Below are 15,220 nucleotides of genomic sequence, written 5' to 3' on the forward strand. Positions count from 1 at the left end.
TCCACATCCAGTCAAAACGAAACCGCTCCCGATCCGAAGATCGGGAGCGGATCAGGATCAGCCCTGACGATAGTTCGGCGCCTCGCGCGTGATCATCACGTCGTGGACATGGCTTTCGCGCAGGCCCGCATTGGTGATGCGCACGAAACGGGCGCGTTCCTGGAAGTCCTTGATGGTCGCGCCGCCGACGTAGCCCATGGAGGCGCGCAGGCCGCCGACCATCTGGTGGATGACCGGTGCGATCGGCCCCTTGTAGGCGGTCTGGCCCTCGATGCCTTCCGGCACCAGCTTCTCGGACGAGACTTCCTTCTGGAAGTAGCGGTCCGCCGAGCCCGCGCCCATGGCGCCGACCGAGCCCATGCCGCGGTACGACTTGTAGCTGCGACCCTGGTACAGGAAGACCTCGCCCGGCGATTCATCCGTCCCGGCGAACATCGAGCCCATCATGGCGACGCTGGCGCCGGCCGCGATGGCCTTGGCCATGTCGCCCGAATACTTGATGCCGCCGTCAGCGATGACCGTGGCGCCCGTGCCCTTGGCGGCGCGAGCTGAATCCATGATGGCCGTCAGCTGCGGCACGCCCACGCCCGCCACGATGCGGGTGGTGCAGATTGAGCCCGGGCCGATGCCGACCTTCACGGCGTCAGCGCCCGCGTCGATCAGGGCGCGGGTGGCGTCATAGGTGGCGACGTTGCCGGCGATGATCTGCAGGCGGTTGTTCTCGCGCTTGATGCGCTCGACCACCTGGGCCACCGAAGCTGAGTGGCCGTGGGCGGTGTCGATCACCACCACGTCGGCGCCGGCTTCGGCCAGGGCCATGGCGCGCTCATAACCGGCGTCGCCGACGGTCGAGGCGGCGCCGACCAGCAGGCGACCCTGCTCGTCCTTGGCGGCGTTCGGGAAGGCCTGGGCCTTCTCGATGTCCTTCATGGTGATCAGGCCGACCGCGCGATAGTCCTCGTCCACGACGATGACGCGTTCGATCTTGCGGGTGCGCAGCAGGTTCCACGCCTCTTCACGACCTGCGCCTTCGCGCACGGTGATCAGGTCGCCGGTCGTCATCAGGGCCGAGGCTTTGATCGACGGATCGCCTTCGAAGCGCATGTCGCGGTTGGTCAGCATGCCGACCAGCTTGCCCGTCGCCGGATCGACCACCGGGAAGCCGGTGATCTTCTTGGCGGCGACGATCTGGCGAACCTCGCCCAGGGTCGTGTCGGGCGAGACGGTCACCGGGTTGATGACCATGCCGCTTTCATAGCGCTTGACGGTGCGGACCTGCTCGGCCTGCTCCTCGATGGTCATATTGCGGTGAAGCACGCCCAGACCGCCGGCCTGGGCCATGGCGATCGCCAGACGGCTTTCGGTCACCGTGTCCATGGCGGACGACAGCAGGGGGATGTTCAGTTTGATGTTGCGCGTCAGCTGGGTCGAGACATCCGCCATCGCTGGCATGATCTCGGACGCGCCGGGTTCGAGCAAAACATCGTCGAAGGTAAGGCCTTCGCGTATCTCCATGGGGGAGTCTCCGTTTTGCGGGCCGCGTATAACGCCCCATGCCGGGGAACCGCAACCCCAAGACGGACCTATGGACAGGATAAGAGGAATTGCCTTGCGCTTCGGCGCGTCCAGACCCACATTCTGCGAATGGTTCGCATATTGATCAGCACGGCCCGTCGTCTCGCGCTCAAGATCGCGAGCTATGGCGTCATGCACCTGATCGTCGCGATTCTGGTGGCCTTCGCCCTGACCCGCGACTGGCGCATCGCCCTGGCGGTCGGGGTGGCCGAGCCGATCGTTCAGACCCTGGCCTATTCGATCCACGACCGCGTCTGGCATCGCATCGAGCAGCGCCGGGTGCTGTCGGGCTTCGAGGAAACCGCCGAGGCCGTCACTGCCCGCCTCGAGTTGATGAACGCCCACGAGCAGAACCGCGCCCACAACCACCACGGCTGTCACGGCCACAGCCACGCCCTGCCCCGCAGCCTGAAACAGGTGGCGCTGAAGACCATGACCTATGGCGTCATGCACTTCACCGTGGCGGTCCTGGTCGCCTTCGCCCTGACCCGCGACTGGCGCATCGCCCTGGCCATCGGCACGGTCGAGCCTCTGGTTCAGACGGTCTTCTTCACCCTGCACGACCGTATCTGGACCCGCATCGAGGCAAACAAGGCCCGTCGGGCGGCGGAAGCGGCGACCGCCTGATCATCCGCAGCGTCCGGCCTCGGCTCAAGGATAGAAGTACCCCGTATCGGTGCAGCCCGGACGATGCTCGCCTGCCCGTGCCGACCGATCCACGCACATCGCGGCCAACAGGCCCAGGCCGGCGGCAGCCCCGCCGTCGGCCAGCCACACCACCCGCCCGTCGCGCAGACCGACCAGGGCGGCGGCGTTCATGCGCGCCAGGTTGTTACTGGCCTCCGCCCCCATGTCGATCGACAGCACCTCATAGGTCGGGTCTTCGGCATCGACATAGCGACGCACGCCGGGGTTCTCGGCCGCGAAACGGGCGCCGCCGCCCGGGACGACCTCCCCCAACCTCATTCGCGCGAACAGGGCCGAACCCCGGACCTGAGCCTCGCGTCGCTGCTCGTTCAGGGCCGGCAGACGCCAGGCGAAAGGCAGCAGGGCCAGACCTTGCAGCACGCCCGTCTTATCCAACCTGGGTTCCGCCAAGATGATCGGCGCCGGGCGACAGGCCCGCTTCACCACGGCCTCGGCGGGCGCCGCAAGATCAGGACGCCGCTCCAGAAAGCTGTCCAGATCCGACAGCGGCAGACGACCGGGCGCGACGGACAGCCAGGGATCACGACCCTCCAGCATCAGTCGTCCGGTGTAGCGTTCGGCGCTTTCGCCCTCGACGCGCGGCGGCTGCGCGCGCATCGGCGGATTGAGCACTTCGACCACCCTGCCCTCGCGCGCGACCACATAGACGGCGGCCGTGCGCGGATAGGCCCCGGCCCAGGCGTTCGGTCCATAGAGTTGAACAGGATCATCGGCCCGTTCGGGCGGAACCAGTCGAACGTCGCAGACCTCGCCGTGCGGCGCGATCGGCGTCAATGCCTGCACCGGATAGACATCAACCCGCCCATGCGGTCCGGTCATGCTGATGGCCGGCGCCGGATCGCGCGTCGCCCCCAGCCGCCTGGCCGCATCGGATACGCTCAACCCGTGCAGATCCGCGACAGGAACAGCCGAAGCCGCCGGCCCGTTCGCGGCGCCCGTCCAGATCACGGCGGCGATCACATGGGCGATCATGTCCGGCTCCGTCCCGTCGCGGCGGCGCGACGCGCGGCTAGAAGATCACGACGGAACGGAAAGGCAAAGCCTACCGCTTGTTGAGCGCCACCAGAAAGACCTCGGCGCTGCCCTTGCGGCTCGATTCCGGCTTCACGTACTTCACCGTTTCGAACTCTTCGCGCAGACGCGCCAGCACGCCCCCGGCGTCGCCGCCCTGGAAGTTCTTGGACACGAAGGCCCCGCCCGGCTTCAGCGTGCGGATGGCGAAGTCGGCGGCGATCTCGATCAGGGCGATGATCTTCAGGTGGTCCGTCTGGCGGTGGCCCACGGTGTTGTGCGCCATGTCCGACAGGACCAGGTCCGGCCGTCCGCCGATGGCGTCGATCAGTTGCTGGTCCACGCCGGGATGGGTGAAGTCGGCCTGGATCAGCGTCGCGCCGGGAATCGGCTCGATCATCAGCAGGTCCACGCCCGCCACCGCCGCCGCGCCGCGATCCAGCGCCACCTGCACCCAACCGCCCGGCGCCGCGCCCAGGTCGATGACCCGCGAGCCCTTCTTGATCAGGCGGAAGCGATCGTCGATCTCGATCAGCTTGAAGGCCGCGCGGCTGCGCCAGCCCTCGGCGCGCGCACGCTCGGACCACTTGTCCGACAGCTGGCGCTTGATCCAGGCCTGGCTGGAGAGGGTCTTCTTGTCGGCGGTCTTGATCTTCTGGCCCATGCCGCGCCCCGCGGCGGTGCCGCCCGTAGGCGGGCGCACCATCCGGCGGCGTTCCGGCGGCTTGTCGGAGGGCTTTTCGTCGTCAGTCATGCTTCCCACATAGCCGTGACAGCGTTCAGCCGCTATGACCCGCGCACAATTCTAGTCCGCACACCCCAAGGAGAGCCTCATGGCCGACCAAACCCTGACCTTCACCCTCGACACCGGCGACGGCGAAGAGCGCAACGTCGTGATCAAGCTGCGCCCCGACCTGGCGCCGAACCACGTCAAGCAGATCACCGACCTGGCCTCGGAAGGCTTCTACGACGGCGTCGTCTTCCACCGCGTGATCCCGGGCTTCATGGCCCAGGGCGGCGACCCGACCGGCACCGGCACCTCGGGCTCCAAGAAGCCGAACCTGAAGCAGGAGTTCTCGGCTGAACCCCACGTCCGCGGCGTCTGCTCGATGGCCCGCACCGCCAACCCGGACAGCGCCAACTCGCAGTTCTTCATCTGCTTCGACGACGCCCGCTTCCTGGACAAGCAGTACACGGTCTGGGGCGAGGTGATCGAAGGCATGGAACACGTCGACGCCCTGCCCAAGGGCGAGCCGCCCCGTGCTCCGGGCAAGATCGTCAAGGCGACCGTCGCCTAAGGATCGGTATCAGCGGCGGGGGATCAGTCCCCCGCCCACCACCGCATCGACACGTTATTGAAGGTCCGGTTTCCGACCTTGAGCGTCCCCTTCAGGACGACACCCTGATCTCCCAGATTGCGCCGCGCCGTCGCCAGCGCGCCCTGGTCGAGCTTTCCATCGAATGACACCGCCCCCAGGCCTCCCGACAGGGCCTGAACGCGCACACGGCTCTCGGTCACGTCATAGGTGGCCGGAATCAGGCGCAGCCGACGCCGGTTCCCGCTTTCCAGCGGCGGCCCGACCATGTCCTCGAACTCGATCATCACTGGCGCAAAGCCTGCGGGCCGCTCGCCGCCCTGCCAGGCGATGAAGTCCGGGACCTGCCCCATGAAGACATGGTGCAGCCGCCAGTTGTCGATCCGCACCTCTTCGGTCGGCAGATAGTAGCCGGACACGTCCTCGGGCAGGTCATGCTTGAAAGCCGCCGACTTGGACGCCGCCGGAGCCTCCGGCGACTGCGCCGCTCGATCGCAGGCCGTAAGCGCCAGCAATCCCGTCAGGGCCGCAACGGCGGCCAAACCCGAATTCTTCACGAAACCTCGGCTCACGGCAGATGGATCAAGGCGGCCAGCCAGCCGATATTCTGCAGCTTCTCGATCGACTCGAACAGCGGCGCCGCCAGCAGGAAGACCAGACCGTCGCGCAGCGTCGTCAGGAAGAAGCGCGGCCGCACGTCCAGCGACTCGGCGTCGCGCCACTTGGAAAAGTCCGGCCCGAAGCGCGGCGTCCGCGCGTAATAGTCCAGATAGGTCTGGCCGAAGGCCTCCGCCAGCCAGGCCTCCTCGCGCTTCACCGTGAAGTAGAAGACGGCGAAAGTCAGCAGCAGGAACAGGCACGCCAGGGTCACGCTGCCCGTCTGGGCGCCGACGCCGAAGGCTCCCATGAAGCTGAAGACATAGAGCGGGTTGCGGCTGATCGAATAGGGCCCGCGATCCACGATCTCGGCCTTCTTGCGCCCGCCGATATAGAGCGAACACCAGGCCCGCCCGACGATGCAGACGGCGATCAGCGCCAGGCCGAAGGCCTCCAGCCCCTCGTGCAGCGCCGTCTCGCCGCCCATCGACTGCGTGAAGAAGGCCAGGGCCACCACGCCGAGGATGCCGACCAGCAGCGCCAGCTTGCGCAGCTTCTGCACCCGTTGAAGATCAAAACCCTGAACCGCCGACATCTGTATTTCCTCGACTGATGAGGGTGCGACAGAACGCCGCTCCGAAGGCGGTTTCAAGACCTATGTTTGCAAGCGTTTCGCGCTCGCAAAACTTCACTGATCCAGCCACTGATCCAGCGCGCGGAAGCCTTCGATCGCCAGTTCGGTCGAGGACTGGAAGGTGGCGGGAACCACCTTTTCAAAGTCATCGCTCGGGCGGTGATAATCGGGGTGATAGTTCACGCCGAAATAGAGGAAGGGCAGCCCCGCGCGGTGGAAGGCGGCGTGGTCGGACGCCTCGACCCAGTTGTCGGCGCCCTTGTCCTCCGGCGTATCCTTGCCGAAGGCGAGCGATACGGCCCCGCGCGGCGCGATGCGTTCCAGCAGCGGGCGGAAATAGGGATGCTGATAGGTGCCCGTGACCCACAGCTTCCCGTCGCTGTCGGCCCGCGCCGTCATGTCGAAGTTCAGGTTCATCGAGATCGACGACAGCGGCACCGGCGGCGCCTCGACGAAATGCTTGGCCCCCAGCAGGCTGCGCTCCTCGCCGTCCAGGGCGACGATCAGGACGCTGTGCTCCGGCGGGTTGGCCTTCAGCCGCTTGGCCAACTCCAGCATGGTCGCCACGCCCGAGGCGTTGTCGTCGGCGCCGTTGTAGATCTCGCCGTTGTTGACCCCGACGTGGTCGTAGTGGGCGGTCACCACGATGTACTTATCCGACACGCGCGTGCCGGGAATGACGCCGATGATGTTGGTCCCGTTGAAGGTCTTTACGCCCTCGCGCGTGCGGCCCTGCATTTCCCACGGCTGCAGCCGCCCCATCGGCGACGGCTGAACACCCAGCGCCTCCAACCGCGCTACGATGTATTCACGCGCCCTGGCCCCGCCTTCCGACCCCGTGTCGCGCCCCTGCATGTCGTCCGCCGACAGGATGCGCAGGTCGTCCATCAGTTGAGTGTAGTCAGCGGCGGTCGCCGCTACGGGCGCCGTCGCAGCCGCCTCGGGCGTCATGGTCTCACAGCCGGCCAGCGTCAGGGCGGCGGCGATGGCGGTCAGGCTGGCGAGAACAGGACGCATGGAGGGCTCCAGAATATCAGTCGGCGGGACGCTAGCGGGCCAAGCTTGTCGCGTCAGATTACGTTTCTGTCATGGACGCTGCGATCCCGCCGCCGCCGGTGCTAAACAGCGCGACTGATGAAGGCTGACCGCGCGATTCCCATGTCCGAAACTCCCGTCGAAACCCTGACCGAAGACCAGGCCCGCGAGGAGTTGGCGCATCTGTCGGCCGAACTGGCCCGCCACGACGCCCTCTACTACGCCGACGCCGCGCCCGAGATTTCCGACGCCGACTACGATGAGCTCAAGCAACGCGCCCTGGCCATCGAGGCCGCCTTCCCCGCCCTGACCAGCCCCGTCTCGCCGTCCCAGCGCGTCGGCGCCCCCGTCTCCAGCCAGTTCGCCGAGGTCCGCCACGGCGTGCCCATGCTGTCGCTGGACAACGCCTTCGACGAGGGCGAGGTGCGCGACTTCGTGGCCCGCATCGCCCGTTTCCTGAAACTGCCGGGCGATGAGCCCATCGCCTTCGTCGCCGAGCCCAAGATCGACGGCCTGTCCGCCAGCCTGCGCTATGAAAAGGGCGTTCTGGTCCAGGGTGCCACGCGCGGCGACGGCAAGACCGGCGAGGACGTGACCGCCAACCTGCGCACGCTCGACAGCATCCCCCAGACCCTGACCGGCTCGGGCTGGCCCGACGTCATCGAGATCCGGGGCGAGGTTTACGCCCCCAACGACGCCTTCGACGCCTTCAACGCCGCCGCCGAGGCCGAGGGCCGCCGCACCTACGCCAACCCGCGCAACTTCGCCGCCGGCTCGCTGCGTCAGAAGGACCCCAAGATCACCGCCCTGCGCCCCCTGACCTTCTTCGCCTACGCCTGGGGCGAGACCTCGGCGCCGTTCGCGGAGACGCAGCACGGCGCGCTTGAGGCCTTCCGCGCCTGGGGCTTTCAGGTCAACGAGCGCTCCACCCGCGTCGAGGGCGCCGAAGGGCTGATCGCGGTCTATCGCGGACTGGAAACCGACCGCAGCGGCCTCGGCTACGACATCGACGGCGTGGTCTATAAGGTCGACCGGCTGGACTGGCAGCAGCGCCTCGGCTTCATCGCCCGCAGCCCCCGCTGGGCCATCGCCCACAAGTTCCCGGCGCAGCAAGCTACCACCATTCTGGAAGGCATCGACATCCAGGTCGGCCGCACCGGCTCCCTGACCCCCGTCGCCCGCCTGCATCCCGTCACCGTCGGCGGCGTCGTGGTGCGCAACGCCACCCTGCACAACGAGGACGAGATCGCCCGCAAGGACGTGCGCATCGGCGACACGGTCATCCTGCAACGCGCCGGCGACGTCATCCCGCAGATCGTCGGCGTGGTCGAAAACCTGCGCCCCGCGGACGCCGTCCCCTTCGCCTTCCCCCACGTCTGCCCGGTCTGCGGCTCGGAAGCCGTGCGCGAGGGCGACGAGGTCAAGCGCCGCTGCACCGGCGGCCTGATCTGCGACGCCCAGATCGTCGAACGGTTAAAGCACTTTGTCAGCCGCCGCGCCTTCGACATTGAAGGGCTTGGTGAAAAGCAGCTGATCGCCTTCCACGCGCGCGGCTGGATCAAGGAGCCGGCGGACATCTTCCGCCTGGCCCGCGACGAGGAAAAGCTGGCCCTGCTGCGCAACGAGGACGGCTATGGCGAGACCAGCGTCCGCAACCTGATCACCGGGATCAACGCCCGGCGGACCATCAGCCTGGACCGCCTGATCTTCGGCCTCGGCGTGCCCGACATCGGCGAACAGACCTCGCTGGTCCTGTCGCGCGCCTTCGGCAGCTGGACCGCCTTCCGCGACGCCTGCATGGCCGCCTCCAACGGTCTGGCCGGCGACGACTGGAAGCGGCTGGCCGCCACCCACGCCATCTCGACCCGCGTCCTGACCCTGATGGCCGAGGCGAGCCCGCCCGCCGACGATCCCTGGCCCGAGGCGCCCATGGATCAGAAGATCGCCCTCGCCTTCCCCGGCATGGCCGCGCCCGCCCGCCGCTCGCTGGCCGAGATTTCAAGCGGCTGGGCCGACCTGACCCGCTGGGCCAAGGTCGCCCGCACAGAAGGCCCGTCCGAGATGCTGAACCAGATCGCGGGCGTCTCCGGCGTCGGCCCCGTCGCCGCCGAGGCCCTGGCCCACTTCTTCCATGAGCCGCACAACCGCGCCGTCATGGAGGCCCTGCTGGCCGAACTGGATGCGGTCGAGGACGTCGCCGCCCCCGTGACCGACAGCCCCGTGGCTGGCAAGACCGTGGTCTTCACCGGCTCGCTGGAACGCTTCACCCGCGACGAAGCCAAGGCCCGCGCCGAAAGCCTGGGCGCCAAGGTCTCGGGCTCGGTGTCGAAAAAGACCGACTACGTCGTCGCCGGCCCCGGCGCCGGGTCCAAGCTGAAGGACGCCGAGAAGCACGGCGTCACAGTCCTGACCGAGGACGAGTGGCTGGAGCTGATCGCCTGATGCACGCCGTCGCCATCGACTTCGAAACCGCCAATGAGCAGCGTTCCAGCCCCTGCTCGATCGGCCTGGCCTGGATCAACGACGGCGTCATCGAGTCCGTCGAGCACCACTACATCCGTCCGCCCGGCATGCGCTTCGCCAGCTTCAACATCGCCTTCCACGGCATCGGTCCCGAACAGGTCGAGGACGCCGAGGAGTTCCCGGCCGTCCTGGCCGCCATCGCCCCGCGCCTGCAAGGCCGGACGGTCCTGGCCCACAACGCCGCCTTCGACGTCAGCGTCATCCGCGGGACCTGCGACCACTACGGCCTGACCTATCCCGAATTCGACTACCTCTGCACCGTCAAGCTGGCCCAGATCACCTGGCCCGAGTTCGCCTCGCACAAGCTGAACAACGTCTGCGCCGAGCTGGGCATCCGGTTCAAACACCACGACGCCGCCGAAGACGCCTTCGCCTGCGCCTCGGTGGCGCTTGAGACGCTGCGGATGCATGAGGCGACCTGCGCCGACACACTCGCAAGCGCGACGGGGATCAGCCTCGGACGGCTGCACACAGGCGGCTACAGCCCCTGCTCCTCCGCCGGTTCGCGCCCGCGCCGTCCGCGCAGCTGACTTTTCCTCCCCACTCTGTGGGGAGGGGGACCGCGCAGCGGTGGAGGGGCTAGAGCGGCCAAAACAAGCAGCCCCTCCGTCTCGTCGGCTACGCGTCCGATCCACCTCCCCATGAAATGGGGAGGAAAATGCCGCCCAAATCCACCGCTTAGTCGCTCACCACGCCCAAACATTGACCTAAGGTCATGTAATCATTGATCGAACGTCACAAATTCGGGCCTTGTTTCGGACCGAAACCGGGGTCACCCTTCATCGACAAGGATCGGCCCAACGATCCGTCTGAAGGAATACGCCCGATGAAGTTCTCCGTCCTGGCGGCCGCAGCCGTCGTCGCCGCGCTGGCCTCGCCCGCCGTGGCCAGCGACCCGACCGGCCTGTGGCAGACCCCGACCAATGGCGGTCAGGTCCGCATCGCCCGCTGCGGCCAGGCCTTGTGCGGGACGCTCGTCACCTCGGATCATATCCGACGCGAGCCCAACGCCCGCGACGAGCACAACAAGGACGCCAGCCAGCGCAACCGCACCCTGCGCGGCCTGACCATGCTCAGCGGCTTCACCGGCGGCCCGACCGAATGGCGCGGCGGCTCGGTCTATAATCCGGCGGACGGCGGCACCTATCGCGGCACCATCACCATGACCGGCGACAACGCCCTGCGCCTGCGCGGCTGCATCGTCGCCCCCCTGTGCAAGACCCAGACCTGGACCCGCATCCAGTAGGCCCTCAGACGACGGCGGCCACAATGGACAGGATGGTCGCCGTCGCCACGGCGTTCAGCGCCATGCCGAGGCTGGCGAAGGCGCCAGCTGTCTGGTCCACCTGAAAGGCCCGCGCCGCGCCGAAACCGTGCGCCGACACACCGACCGCGAAGCCCCGCGCCCGCCAGTCCCTGATCTTGAGCAGGTTGAGCACCGGCGTCGCCGTCATCGCCCCGATCACGCCCGACATCAGCACGATCACCGCCGCCAGGGCCGGGATGCCGCCCAACTGAGAGGCCACGGCCATGCCGACCGGCGTCGTCGTGGCGCGCGGGGCGATGGAGGCCATGATCTCGGCCGGCGCGCCGAACAGCCAGACGATGCCCACGGCGCTGACGATGGCCGTCACAGCCCCGGCCAGCAGGGCGCAGGTCAGCGGCCTGGCTAGACGCCGGATCGTCGCCCGCTGCGCCCAGATGGGCACGGCCAACCCCACCACCGCCGGTCCCAGCAGGAAGCCCAGCACCTGCGTCGCCTCGGCGTATGTCGCATAGGGCGTCTTCGTCGCCAGCAGAACGCCGATCAGCGCCGGCGTCGCCAGCAAGACCGGATGGCACAGCGGATGCCTCCCGCTACGCCGCGACAGGATATCCGCCGCCTCGAACACCATCAGCGTTCCCGCCAGCCACAACAGGGGCGTCGCGATCAGATCGCTCACGACGCACTCTCCGCGTCGCTGTCCGGCTCACGCCCCGCCACGGCGCGAAACACCAGGGCCGTCACCGCCAGGGTCAGCAGGGTCGAGACCACCACCGCCACGACAATGCCGAGGCCGTAGCGCGACAGGATCGCCCCCTCCTCCATCAGGCCGACGGCGGCGGGCACGAACATGATCTACAGATGCGCCGTCAGCCAGCCCGTCACCTGGGTCAGCGTCAGCCGCTCCCTCGGCACAAGGCCCAGCCAGCCCAGCAGCAGCACCATGCCGATCACCGATCCCGGCAGGGGCAGACTCGTCAGCCGGTGGATCACCTCGCCCGCCAGTTGGCAGACGAGCAGCAGGGCGATGGCGCCGATCATCGGATCAGAGCGGCGCCGTCTGCGCCTTCAGCCATTGCAGCGCCGCCTCATCCTTCTGCACACCTTCGGCCAGCAGAGGCCCGACCTTGGCCAGAACCTCGGCGTGATAGGCGTCCACATAGGCCCGCTCGTCCGCCGTCAGCAGTTCCACGTCGATCAGACGACGATCCAGCGGCGCCAGAGTCAGTTGCTCGAAACCGTGCATGGGCCGCTCGCCGCCCGGAACCTGGGCCGGGGCGGTCACGACCTGAAGCGTCTCGATGCGAATGCCCCACTCGCCTTCGCGGTAATAGCCCGGCTCGTTCGACAGGATCATGCCCGTCAAAAGCGGCTGGTCCGTGCCCCAGCCCGCGATGCGCTGCGGCCCCTCGTGGACGCCCAGATACGACCCCACGCCGTGGCCCGTGCCATGGTCGAAATCGAAGCCGGCGTTCCACAGAGGCTGGCGCGCGATGGCGTCCAACTGGCGCCCGCTGGTCCCGGCGGGGAAGCGGATCACCGCCATGGCGATGTGGCCTTTCAGGACCAGGGTGAACATCCGGCGCTGGTCCGCTGTCCCCTCGCCGATGGCCATGGTGCGGGTCACGTCCGTGGTCCCGTCCAGATACTGACCGCCGCCGTCCACCAACAGGAGCGAACCCGCTTCCATCGGCCGGATCTTGGCCCCGACCGGCTTGTAGTGCGGAAGGGCGCCGTTCGGACCGACCCCGGCGATGGTGTCGAAGGACAGATCCTTCAGCATCCCGGTCGCCTCGCGGAAGCCCTCCAGCGCCTCGACCACCGCCCGCTCGTCCGGCAACTCCCTCTGCGCGACCGTATCGACCCAGTGCAGGAAGCGGGTCAGGGCCGCGCCGTCGCGGATGTGGGCCTGGCGGCTGCCCTCGATCTCGACGTCGTTCTTCTGGGCGCGCGGCAGGGCGCAGGGGTCCATGCCGCGCACGATGGCGGCGCCCGCCGCCTCCAGACGATCGAAATACCAGGCTGAGGACACGGCGGGGTCGATCAGCACCTTGCAGCCCGACAGGGCGTCCAGGGCCGCGGGCAGCGCCTCGGGCGGCTCCAGCGTCACGGCGTCGCCCAGCCAGCCGGGCAGTTCGTTGGTGATCTTGACGGGATCGAGGAAGACCTTGGCCGTCCCGTCGGCCTTCACCACCGCCTGCCCCAGCGGCAGGGGCGTGCGGATCACGTCGCCGCCGCGAATGTTGAACAGCCAGGCCAGCGACGACGGCGAGGTCAGCACCGCCACCTCGGCGCCCTTGGCGGCGATCGCCTGACCGATGCGGACGCGCTTCAGCGCGGCGTTCTCGCCGGAATAGCGGTCCTCGTGCGGGACCACCGGCGCCTGCGGCTGGGCCGGGCGGGCGTCGCCCCAGGCCAGATCGATGGGATTGGGCTCCACGGCTTTCAGGGTCGCGCCCGCCTTCTCGACCGCCGCGCGCAGGGTCGCCAGGGCGTCGGGGCTGTGCAGGCGCGGGTCATAGCCGATGACCGAACCGGCGCTCAGCGTCTCTAGCCAGGCGGCCAGCTTGTTCAGTTCGACCCGCTCGAACAGGGCCGCATCCGTCTGGGCCTTGGCCTGAACCGTATAGCGGCCGTCGACGAAGACCGCCGCCTTGTCCATCAGGACCACGCCCGCCCCGGCCGAGCCGGTGAAGCCGCTGATCCAGGCCAGACGCTCGCTGGCGTCGGGCAGGTATTCGTTCTGATGCTCGTCCTCGTGCGGGACCAGCAGGCCGTCGAGGCCCTGCTTGGCCATCTCGGCGCGCAGCAGAGGCAGGTGCTTGGCCCCGAAGGACGGATCGGTCGTTTCGTCGAATGTCTGGCGCATGAAAGCATCCGTATCATCTCCCTCCCCTTCATGGGGAGGGTGGTCGCGCAGCGACCGGGTGGGGAGGGCCAGGCGATGCCGGGCGTGACGCTTGATCAGCCGAAGCGCCCCCACCCGACCTCGCCTATCGGCTCGGCCACCCTCCCCAGAACGGGGAGGGAGAATTTTGCGCCGCCTACTTCTTGCGCAGTTGCAGCGCGCTCCACGCGTCGTGCTGGATCGTCTGCTCGACCACGAAGCCCAGCGGCAGATAGGCCTCCAGAATCCGCTCCTCCTGTGTGCGCAGCAGGCCCGACAGGATGGCGACCCCGCCCGTCTTCAGTGCAGCCGCGATCTCGGGCGCCAGAAACACCAGGGGCGCGGCCAGGATGTTGGCGAACACGAGATCATAGGGCGCATGCTGGGCGATGCGCGCATCGCTCAGGCCGTCGGCGAAATAGAACTCGCATTTGGCGTCGTTGATCTGGGCGTTCTCGTTGGCGATGCGGGCCGAGGGCTCGTCGATGTCAGTGCCGACGGCGATGGGCGAGCCCGTCTTGGCGGCGGCGATGGCCAGCACGCCCGTGCCGCAGCCGACGTCCAGCACCTTCTCGAAGCGCTCGGTCGCCAGCAGCTTGTCGAAGGCCTCCAGGCAGCCGACCGTCGTGCCGTGGTGGCCGGTGCCGAAGGCGGCGCCCGCGTCGATCTTCAGATTGACCCGGCCCTCGGGGATCTTGCCCTGGTCGTGCGCGCCGTAGACGAAGAAGCGTCCCGCCTCGACCGGCGGCAGACCCGACAGGCTCATGGCCAGCCAGTCGGCGTCGGCCAGCTTCTCGACAATGACCTCCAGACCCGGCGTCGCGCGCAGGATCTCGGCGATGCCTTCGGCCTCATCGTCGGTCGTCGGGAAGGCGTCGATGCGCCAGATTCCCTTGTCCTCATCCTCTTCCAGGATCGAGTAGGTCGCGTTTTCCAGCATGGGGTTGGCGTCGATCAAGGCGGCGGCGGCTTCGGCCGGGGCGCGATCGCCGCGTGCGATCACCTGAACTGCGGACTCGGACATTTCTCAAACACCGTTATTATGACGAATCGCAACGCGTGCGGGCGTACGGAATGCCCGTGTCCATCTAGGGGTCGGGGTATCCATGGCTAAAGCACCGTCTGAGTCGAAATCTGCTGCACCGAAAGCGGCGCCTGCCGCTTCCAAGCCGAAACCGGCGGCAAAGTCGAGCGCTGCGGCGCCCAAGGCCGCTGCAAAACCGAAGGCCGCGCCGAAAACCGCCGCGCCCAAGGCGACCGCCGCCAAGCCCGCTGCCGCCAAGACGGCCGCTCCGAAGGCTGCGGCGAAACCCGCCGCCAAGGCTCCGGCTGTAAAGGCCGCTGCAAAACCGGCGACAAAGGCTGCAGCGCCCAAGGCCGCTCCGAAGGCCGCCGCCAAGCCCGCCGCGCCGAAGAAGGCCGCGGCTCCGAAGGCCGCCGCAAAGCCGGTCGAGGCGCCCAAGCCCGCCGTCGCTCCCGTGGCCGCCGCTCCGGCTGCTCCCGCCCCGGCTCCGACGCCCGCTCCGGCCGCCGCCGCTCCCGCACCGGCGCCCAAGCCGGTCGAAGCGCCCAAGCCCGCTCCGGCTCCGCAACCGGCGCCCGCCGCCGCTGCGCCCCAGCCCGAAAAGAAAAAGGGCTTCTTCGCTCGCCTGTTCGGCTGGTGATCGCCT

Annotated in this window: 15 protein-coding genes and 1 pseudogene; 6 read left to right on the forward strand and 10 right to left on the reverse strand. The window is 68.2% G+C overall.

Features of this window, described 5'->3' with window-relative positions; genetic code table 11:
- Positions 1 to 57: 57 nt before the first annotated feature.
- Entirely contained in the window at positions 58 to 1,515 is a 1,458-nt protein-coding gene (gene guaB, locus ACI2KI_RS04695; RefSeq protein WP_292083230.1) for an IMP dehydrogenase, read from the reverse strand.
- 141 nt (positions 1,516 to 1,656) lie between these two features.
- Between guaB and ACI2KI_RS04700 the strand changes: the two genes are divergently transcribed.
- Positions 1,657 to 2,202, forward strand: coding sequence for a DUF2061 domain-containing protein (locus ACI2KI_RS04700; protein ID WP_404618176.1), 546 nt, complete (start codon positions 1,657 to 1,659; stop codon positions 2,200 to 2,202).
- 24 nt (positions 2,203 to 2,226) lie between these two features.
- On the opposite strand, the gene ACI2KI_RS04705 is transcribed toward ACI2KI_RS04700, so the two are convergent.
- Positions 2,227 to 3,255, reverse strand: coding sequence for a hypothetical protein (locus ACI2KI_RS04705; RefSeq protein ID WP_404618178.1), 1,029 nt, complete (start codon positions 3,253 to 3,255; stop codon positions 2,227 to 2,229).
- A 70-nt stretch (positions 3,256 to 3,325) separates the two neighbouring features.
- Complete coding sequence (locus tag ACI2KI_RS04710) at positions 3,326 to 4,048, reverse strand: RlmE family RNA methyltransferase (protein ID WP_404618180.1); 723 nt, start codon at positions 4,046 to 4,048, stop codon at positions 3,326 to 3,328.
- 79 nt (positions 4,049 to 4,127) lie between these two features.
- Here ACI2KI_RS04710 and ACI2KI_RS04715 point away from each other — a divergent pair, with 79 nt between their 5' ends.
- The gene (locus ACI2KI_RS04715) at positions 4,128 to 4,592 is read left to right on the forward strand and encodes a peptidylprolyl isomerase (RefSeq protein WP_292083234.1); all 465 of its coding nucleotides are present in this window, start codon (positions 4,128 to 4,130) and stop codon (positions 4,590 to 4,592) included.
- A gap of 23 nt (positions 4,593 to 4,615) precedes the next feature.
- Here ACI2KI_RS04715 and ACI2KI_RS04720 read toward each other — a convergent pair whose 3' ends face one another.
- From ACI2KI_RS04720 to ACI2KI_RS04730, 3 genes are all read right to left on the reverse strand, one after another.
- A complete protein-coding gene (locus ACI2KI_RS04720) occupies positions 4,616 to 5,182 on the reverse strand; it encodes a hypothetical protein (protein ID WP_404618182.1) in 567 nt (188 codons plus the stop codon).
- Positions 5,179 to 5,802, reverse strand: a complete 624-nt coding sequence (locus ACI2KI_RS04725) for a methyltransferase family protein (protein ID WP_404618184.1) — start codon at positions 5,800 to 5,802, stop codon at positions 5,179 to 5,181. The genes ACI2KI_RS04720 and ACI2KI_RS04725 overlap by 4 nt, the downstream gene beginning before the upstream one ends.
- A gap of 93 nt (positions 5,803 to 5,895) precedes the next feature.
- Positions 5,896 to 6,858, reverse strand: coding sequence for a M28 family peptidase (locus tag ACI2KI_RS04730; RefSeq protein WP_404618186.1), 963 nt, complete (start codon positions 6,856 to 6,858; stop codon positions 5,896 to 5,898).
- A gap of 141 nt (positions 6,859 to 6,999) precedes the next feature.
- Here ACI2KI_RS04730 and ligA point away from each other — a divergent pair, with 141 nt between their 5' ends.
- The 3 genes from ligA to ACI2KI_RS04745 all read left to right on the forward strand — a co-directional run bounded on the left by ligA (position 7,000) and on the right by ACI2KI_RS04745 (position 10,645).
- Positions 7,000 to 9,318 (forward strand): NAD-dependent DNA ligase LigA, encoded by a 2,319-nt coding sequence (ligA, locus tag ACI2KI_RS04735; protein WP_404618188.1) that lies wholly within the window; start codon positions 7,000 to 7,002, stop codon positions 9,316 to 9,318.
- Positions 9,318 to 9,929, forward strand: a complete 612-nt coding sequence (locus tag ACI2KI_RS04740) for a 3'-5' exonuclease (RefSeq protein ID WP_404618190.1) — start codon at positions 9,318 to 9,320, stop codon at positions 9,927 to 9,929. Before ligA ends, ACI2KI_RS04740 begins: the two co-directional genes overlap by 1 nt.
- Positions 9,930 to 10,225: 296 nt before the next feature.
- On the forward strand, positions 10,226 to 10,645 hold the full coding sequence (locus ACI2KI_RS04745) for a DUF2147 domain-containing protein (RefSeq protein ID WP_404618192.1): 420 nt from the start codon (positions 10,226 to 10,228) through the stop codon (positions 10,643 to 10,645).
- Between the two features lie 4 nt (positions 10,646 to 10,649).
- Here the strand turns inward: ACI2KI_RS04745 and ACI2KI_RS04750 are convergent, their stop codons facing one another.
- The 4 genes and pseudogenes from ACI2KI_RS04750 to ACI2KI_RS04765 form a co-directional block, all read right to left on the reverse strand.
- Entirely contained in the window at positions 10,650 to 11,342 is a 693-nt protein-coding gene (locus ACI2KI_RS04750; RefSeq protein ID WP_404618194.1) for an LrgB family protein, read from the reverse strand.
- Positions 11,339 to 11,704: pseudogene (locus ACI2KI_RS04755) on the reverse strand (CidA/LrgA family protein). The gene ACI2KI_RS04750 and the pseudogene ACI2KI_RS04755 overlap by 4 nt, the downstream one beginning before the upstream one ends.
- A 4-nt stretch (positions 11,705 to 11,708) precedes the next feature.
- Entirely contained in the window at positions 11,709 to 13,532 is a 1,824-nt protein-coding gene (locus ACI2KI_RS04760) for an aminopeptidase P family protein (RefSeq protein WP_404618196.1), read from the reverse strand.
- A 175-nt stretch (positions 13,533 to 13,707) separates the two neighbouring features.
- The gene (locus tag ACI2KI_RS04765) at positions 13,708 to 14,574 is read right to left on the reverse strand and encodes a 50S ribosomal protein L11 methyltransferase (RefSeq protein WP_404618198.1); all 867 of its coding nucleotides are present in this window, start codon (positions 14,572 to 14,574) and stop codon (positions 13,708 to 13,710) included.
- Between the two features lie 82 nt (positions 14,575 to 14,656).
- Here ACI2KI_RS04765 and ACI2KI_RS04770 point away from each other — a divergent pair, with 82 nt between their 5' ends.
- Positions 14,657 to 15,214 carry a hypothetical protein gene (locus ACI2KI_RS04770; RefSeq protein ID WP_404618200.1) on the forward strand — a complete coding sequence of 186 codons (558 nt, stop codon included), beginning with the start codon at positions 14,657 to 14,659 and terminating at the stop codon, positions 15,212 to 15,214.
- The last annotated feature ends 6 nt before the right edge of the window (positions 15,215 to 15,220 follow it).

It is taken from the genome of Brevundimonas sp. NPDC046655 (genome assembly GCF_044901625.1).
GTDB lineage: Bacteria > Pseudomonadota > Alphaproteobacteria > Caulobacterales > Caulobacteraceae > Brevundimonas.

Bases quoted from the DNA above. Each gene is read 5' to 3' on its own strand.
- guaB (WP_292083230.1), bottom strand. From the start codon at position 1,515: ATGGAGATACGCGAAGGCCTTACCTTCGACGATGTTTTGCTCGAACCC.
- ACI2KI_RS04705 (WP_404618178.1), bottom strand. From the start codon at position 3,255: ATGATCGCCCATGTGATCGCCGCCGTGATCTGGACGGGCGCCGCGAAC.
- ACI2KI_RS04710 (WP_404618180.1), bottom strand. From the start codon at position 4,048: ATGACTGACGACGAAAAGCCCTCCGACAAGCCGCCGGAACGCCGCCGG.
- ACI2KI_RS04715 (WP_292083234.1), top strand. From the start codon at position 4,128: ATGGCCGACCAAACCCTGACCTTCACCCTCGACACCGGCGACGGCGAA.
- ACI2KI_RS04725 (WP_404618184.1), bottom strand. From the start codon at position 5,802: ATGTCGGCGGTTCAGGGTTTTGATCTTCAACGGGTGCAGAAGCTGCGC.
- ACI2KI_RS04730 (WP_404618186.1), bottom strand. From the start codon at position 6,858: ATGCGTCCTGTTCTCGCCAGCCTGACCGCCATCGCCGCCGCCCTGACG.
- ligA (WP_404618188.1), top strand. From the start codon at position 7,000: ATGTCCGAAACTCCCGTCGAAACCCTGACCGAAGACCAGGCCCGCGAG.
- ACI2KI_RS04740 (WP_404618190.1), top strand. From the start codon at position 9,318: ATGCACGCCGTCGCCATCGACTTCGAAACCGCCAATGAGCAGCGTTCC.
- ACI2KI_RS04745 (WP_404618192.1), top strand. From the start codon at position 10,226: ATGAAGTTCTCCGTCCTGGCGGCCGCAGCCGTCGTCGCCGCGCTGGCC.
- ACI2KI_RS04760 (WP_404618196.1), bottom strand. From the start codon at position 13,532: ATGCGCCAGACATTCGACGAAACGACCGATCCGTCCTTCGGGGCCAAG.
- ACI2KI_RS04765 (WP_404618198.1), bottom strand. From the start codon at position 14,574: ATGTCCGAGTCCGCAGTTCAGGTGATCGCACGCGGCGATCGCGCCCCG.
- ACI2KI_RS04770 (WP_404618200.1), top strand. From the start codon at position 14,657: ATGGCTAAAGCACCGTCTGAGTCGAAATCTGCTGCACCGAAAGCGGCG.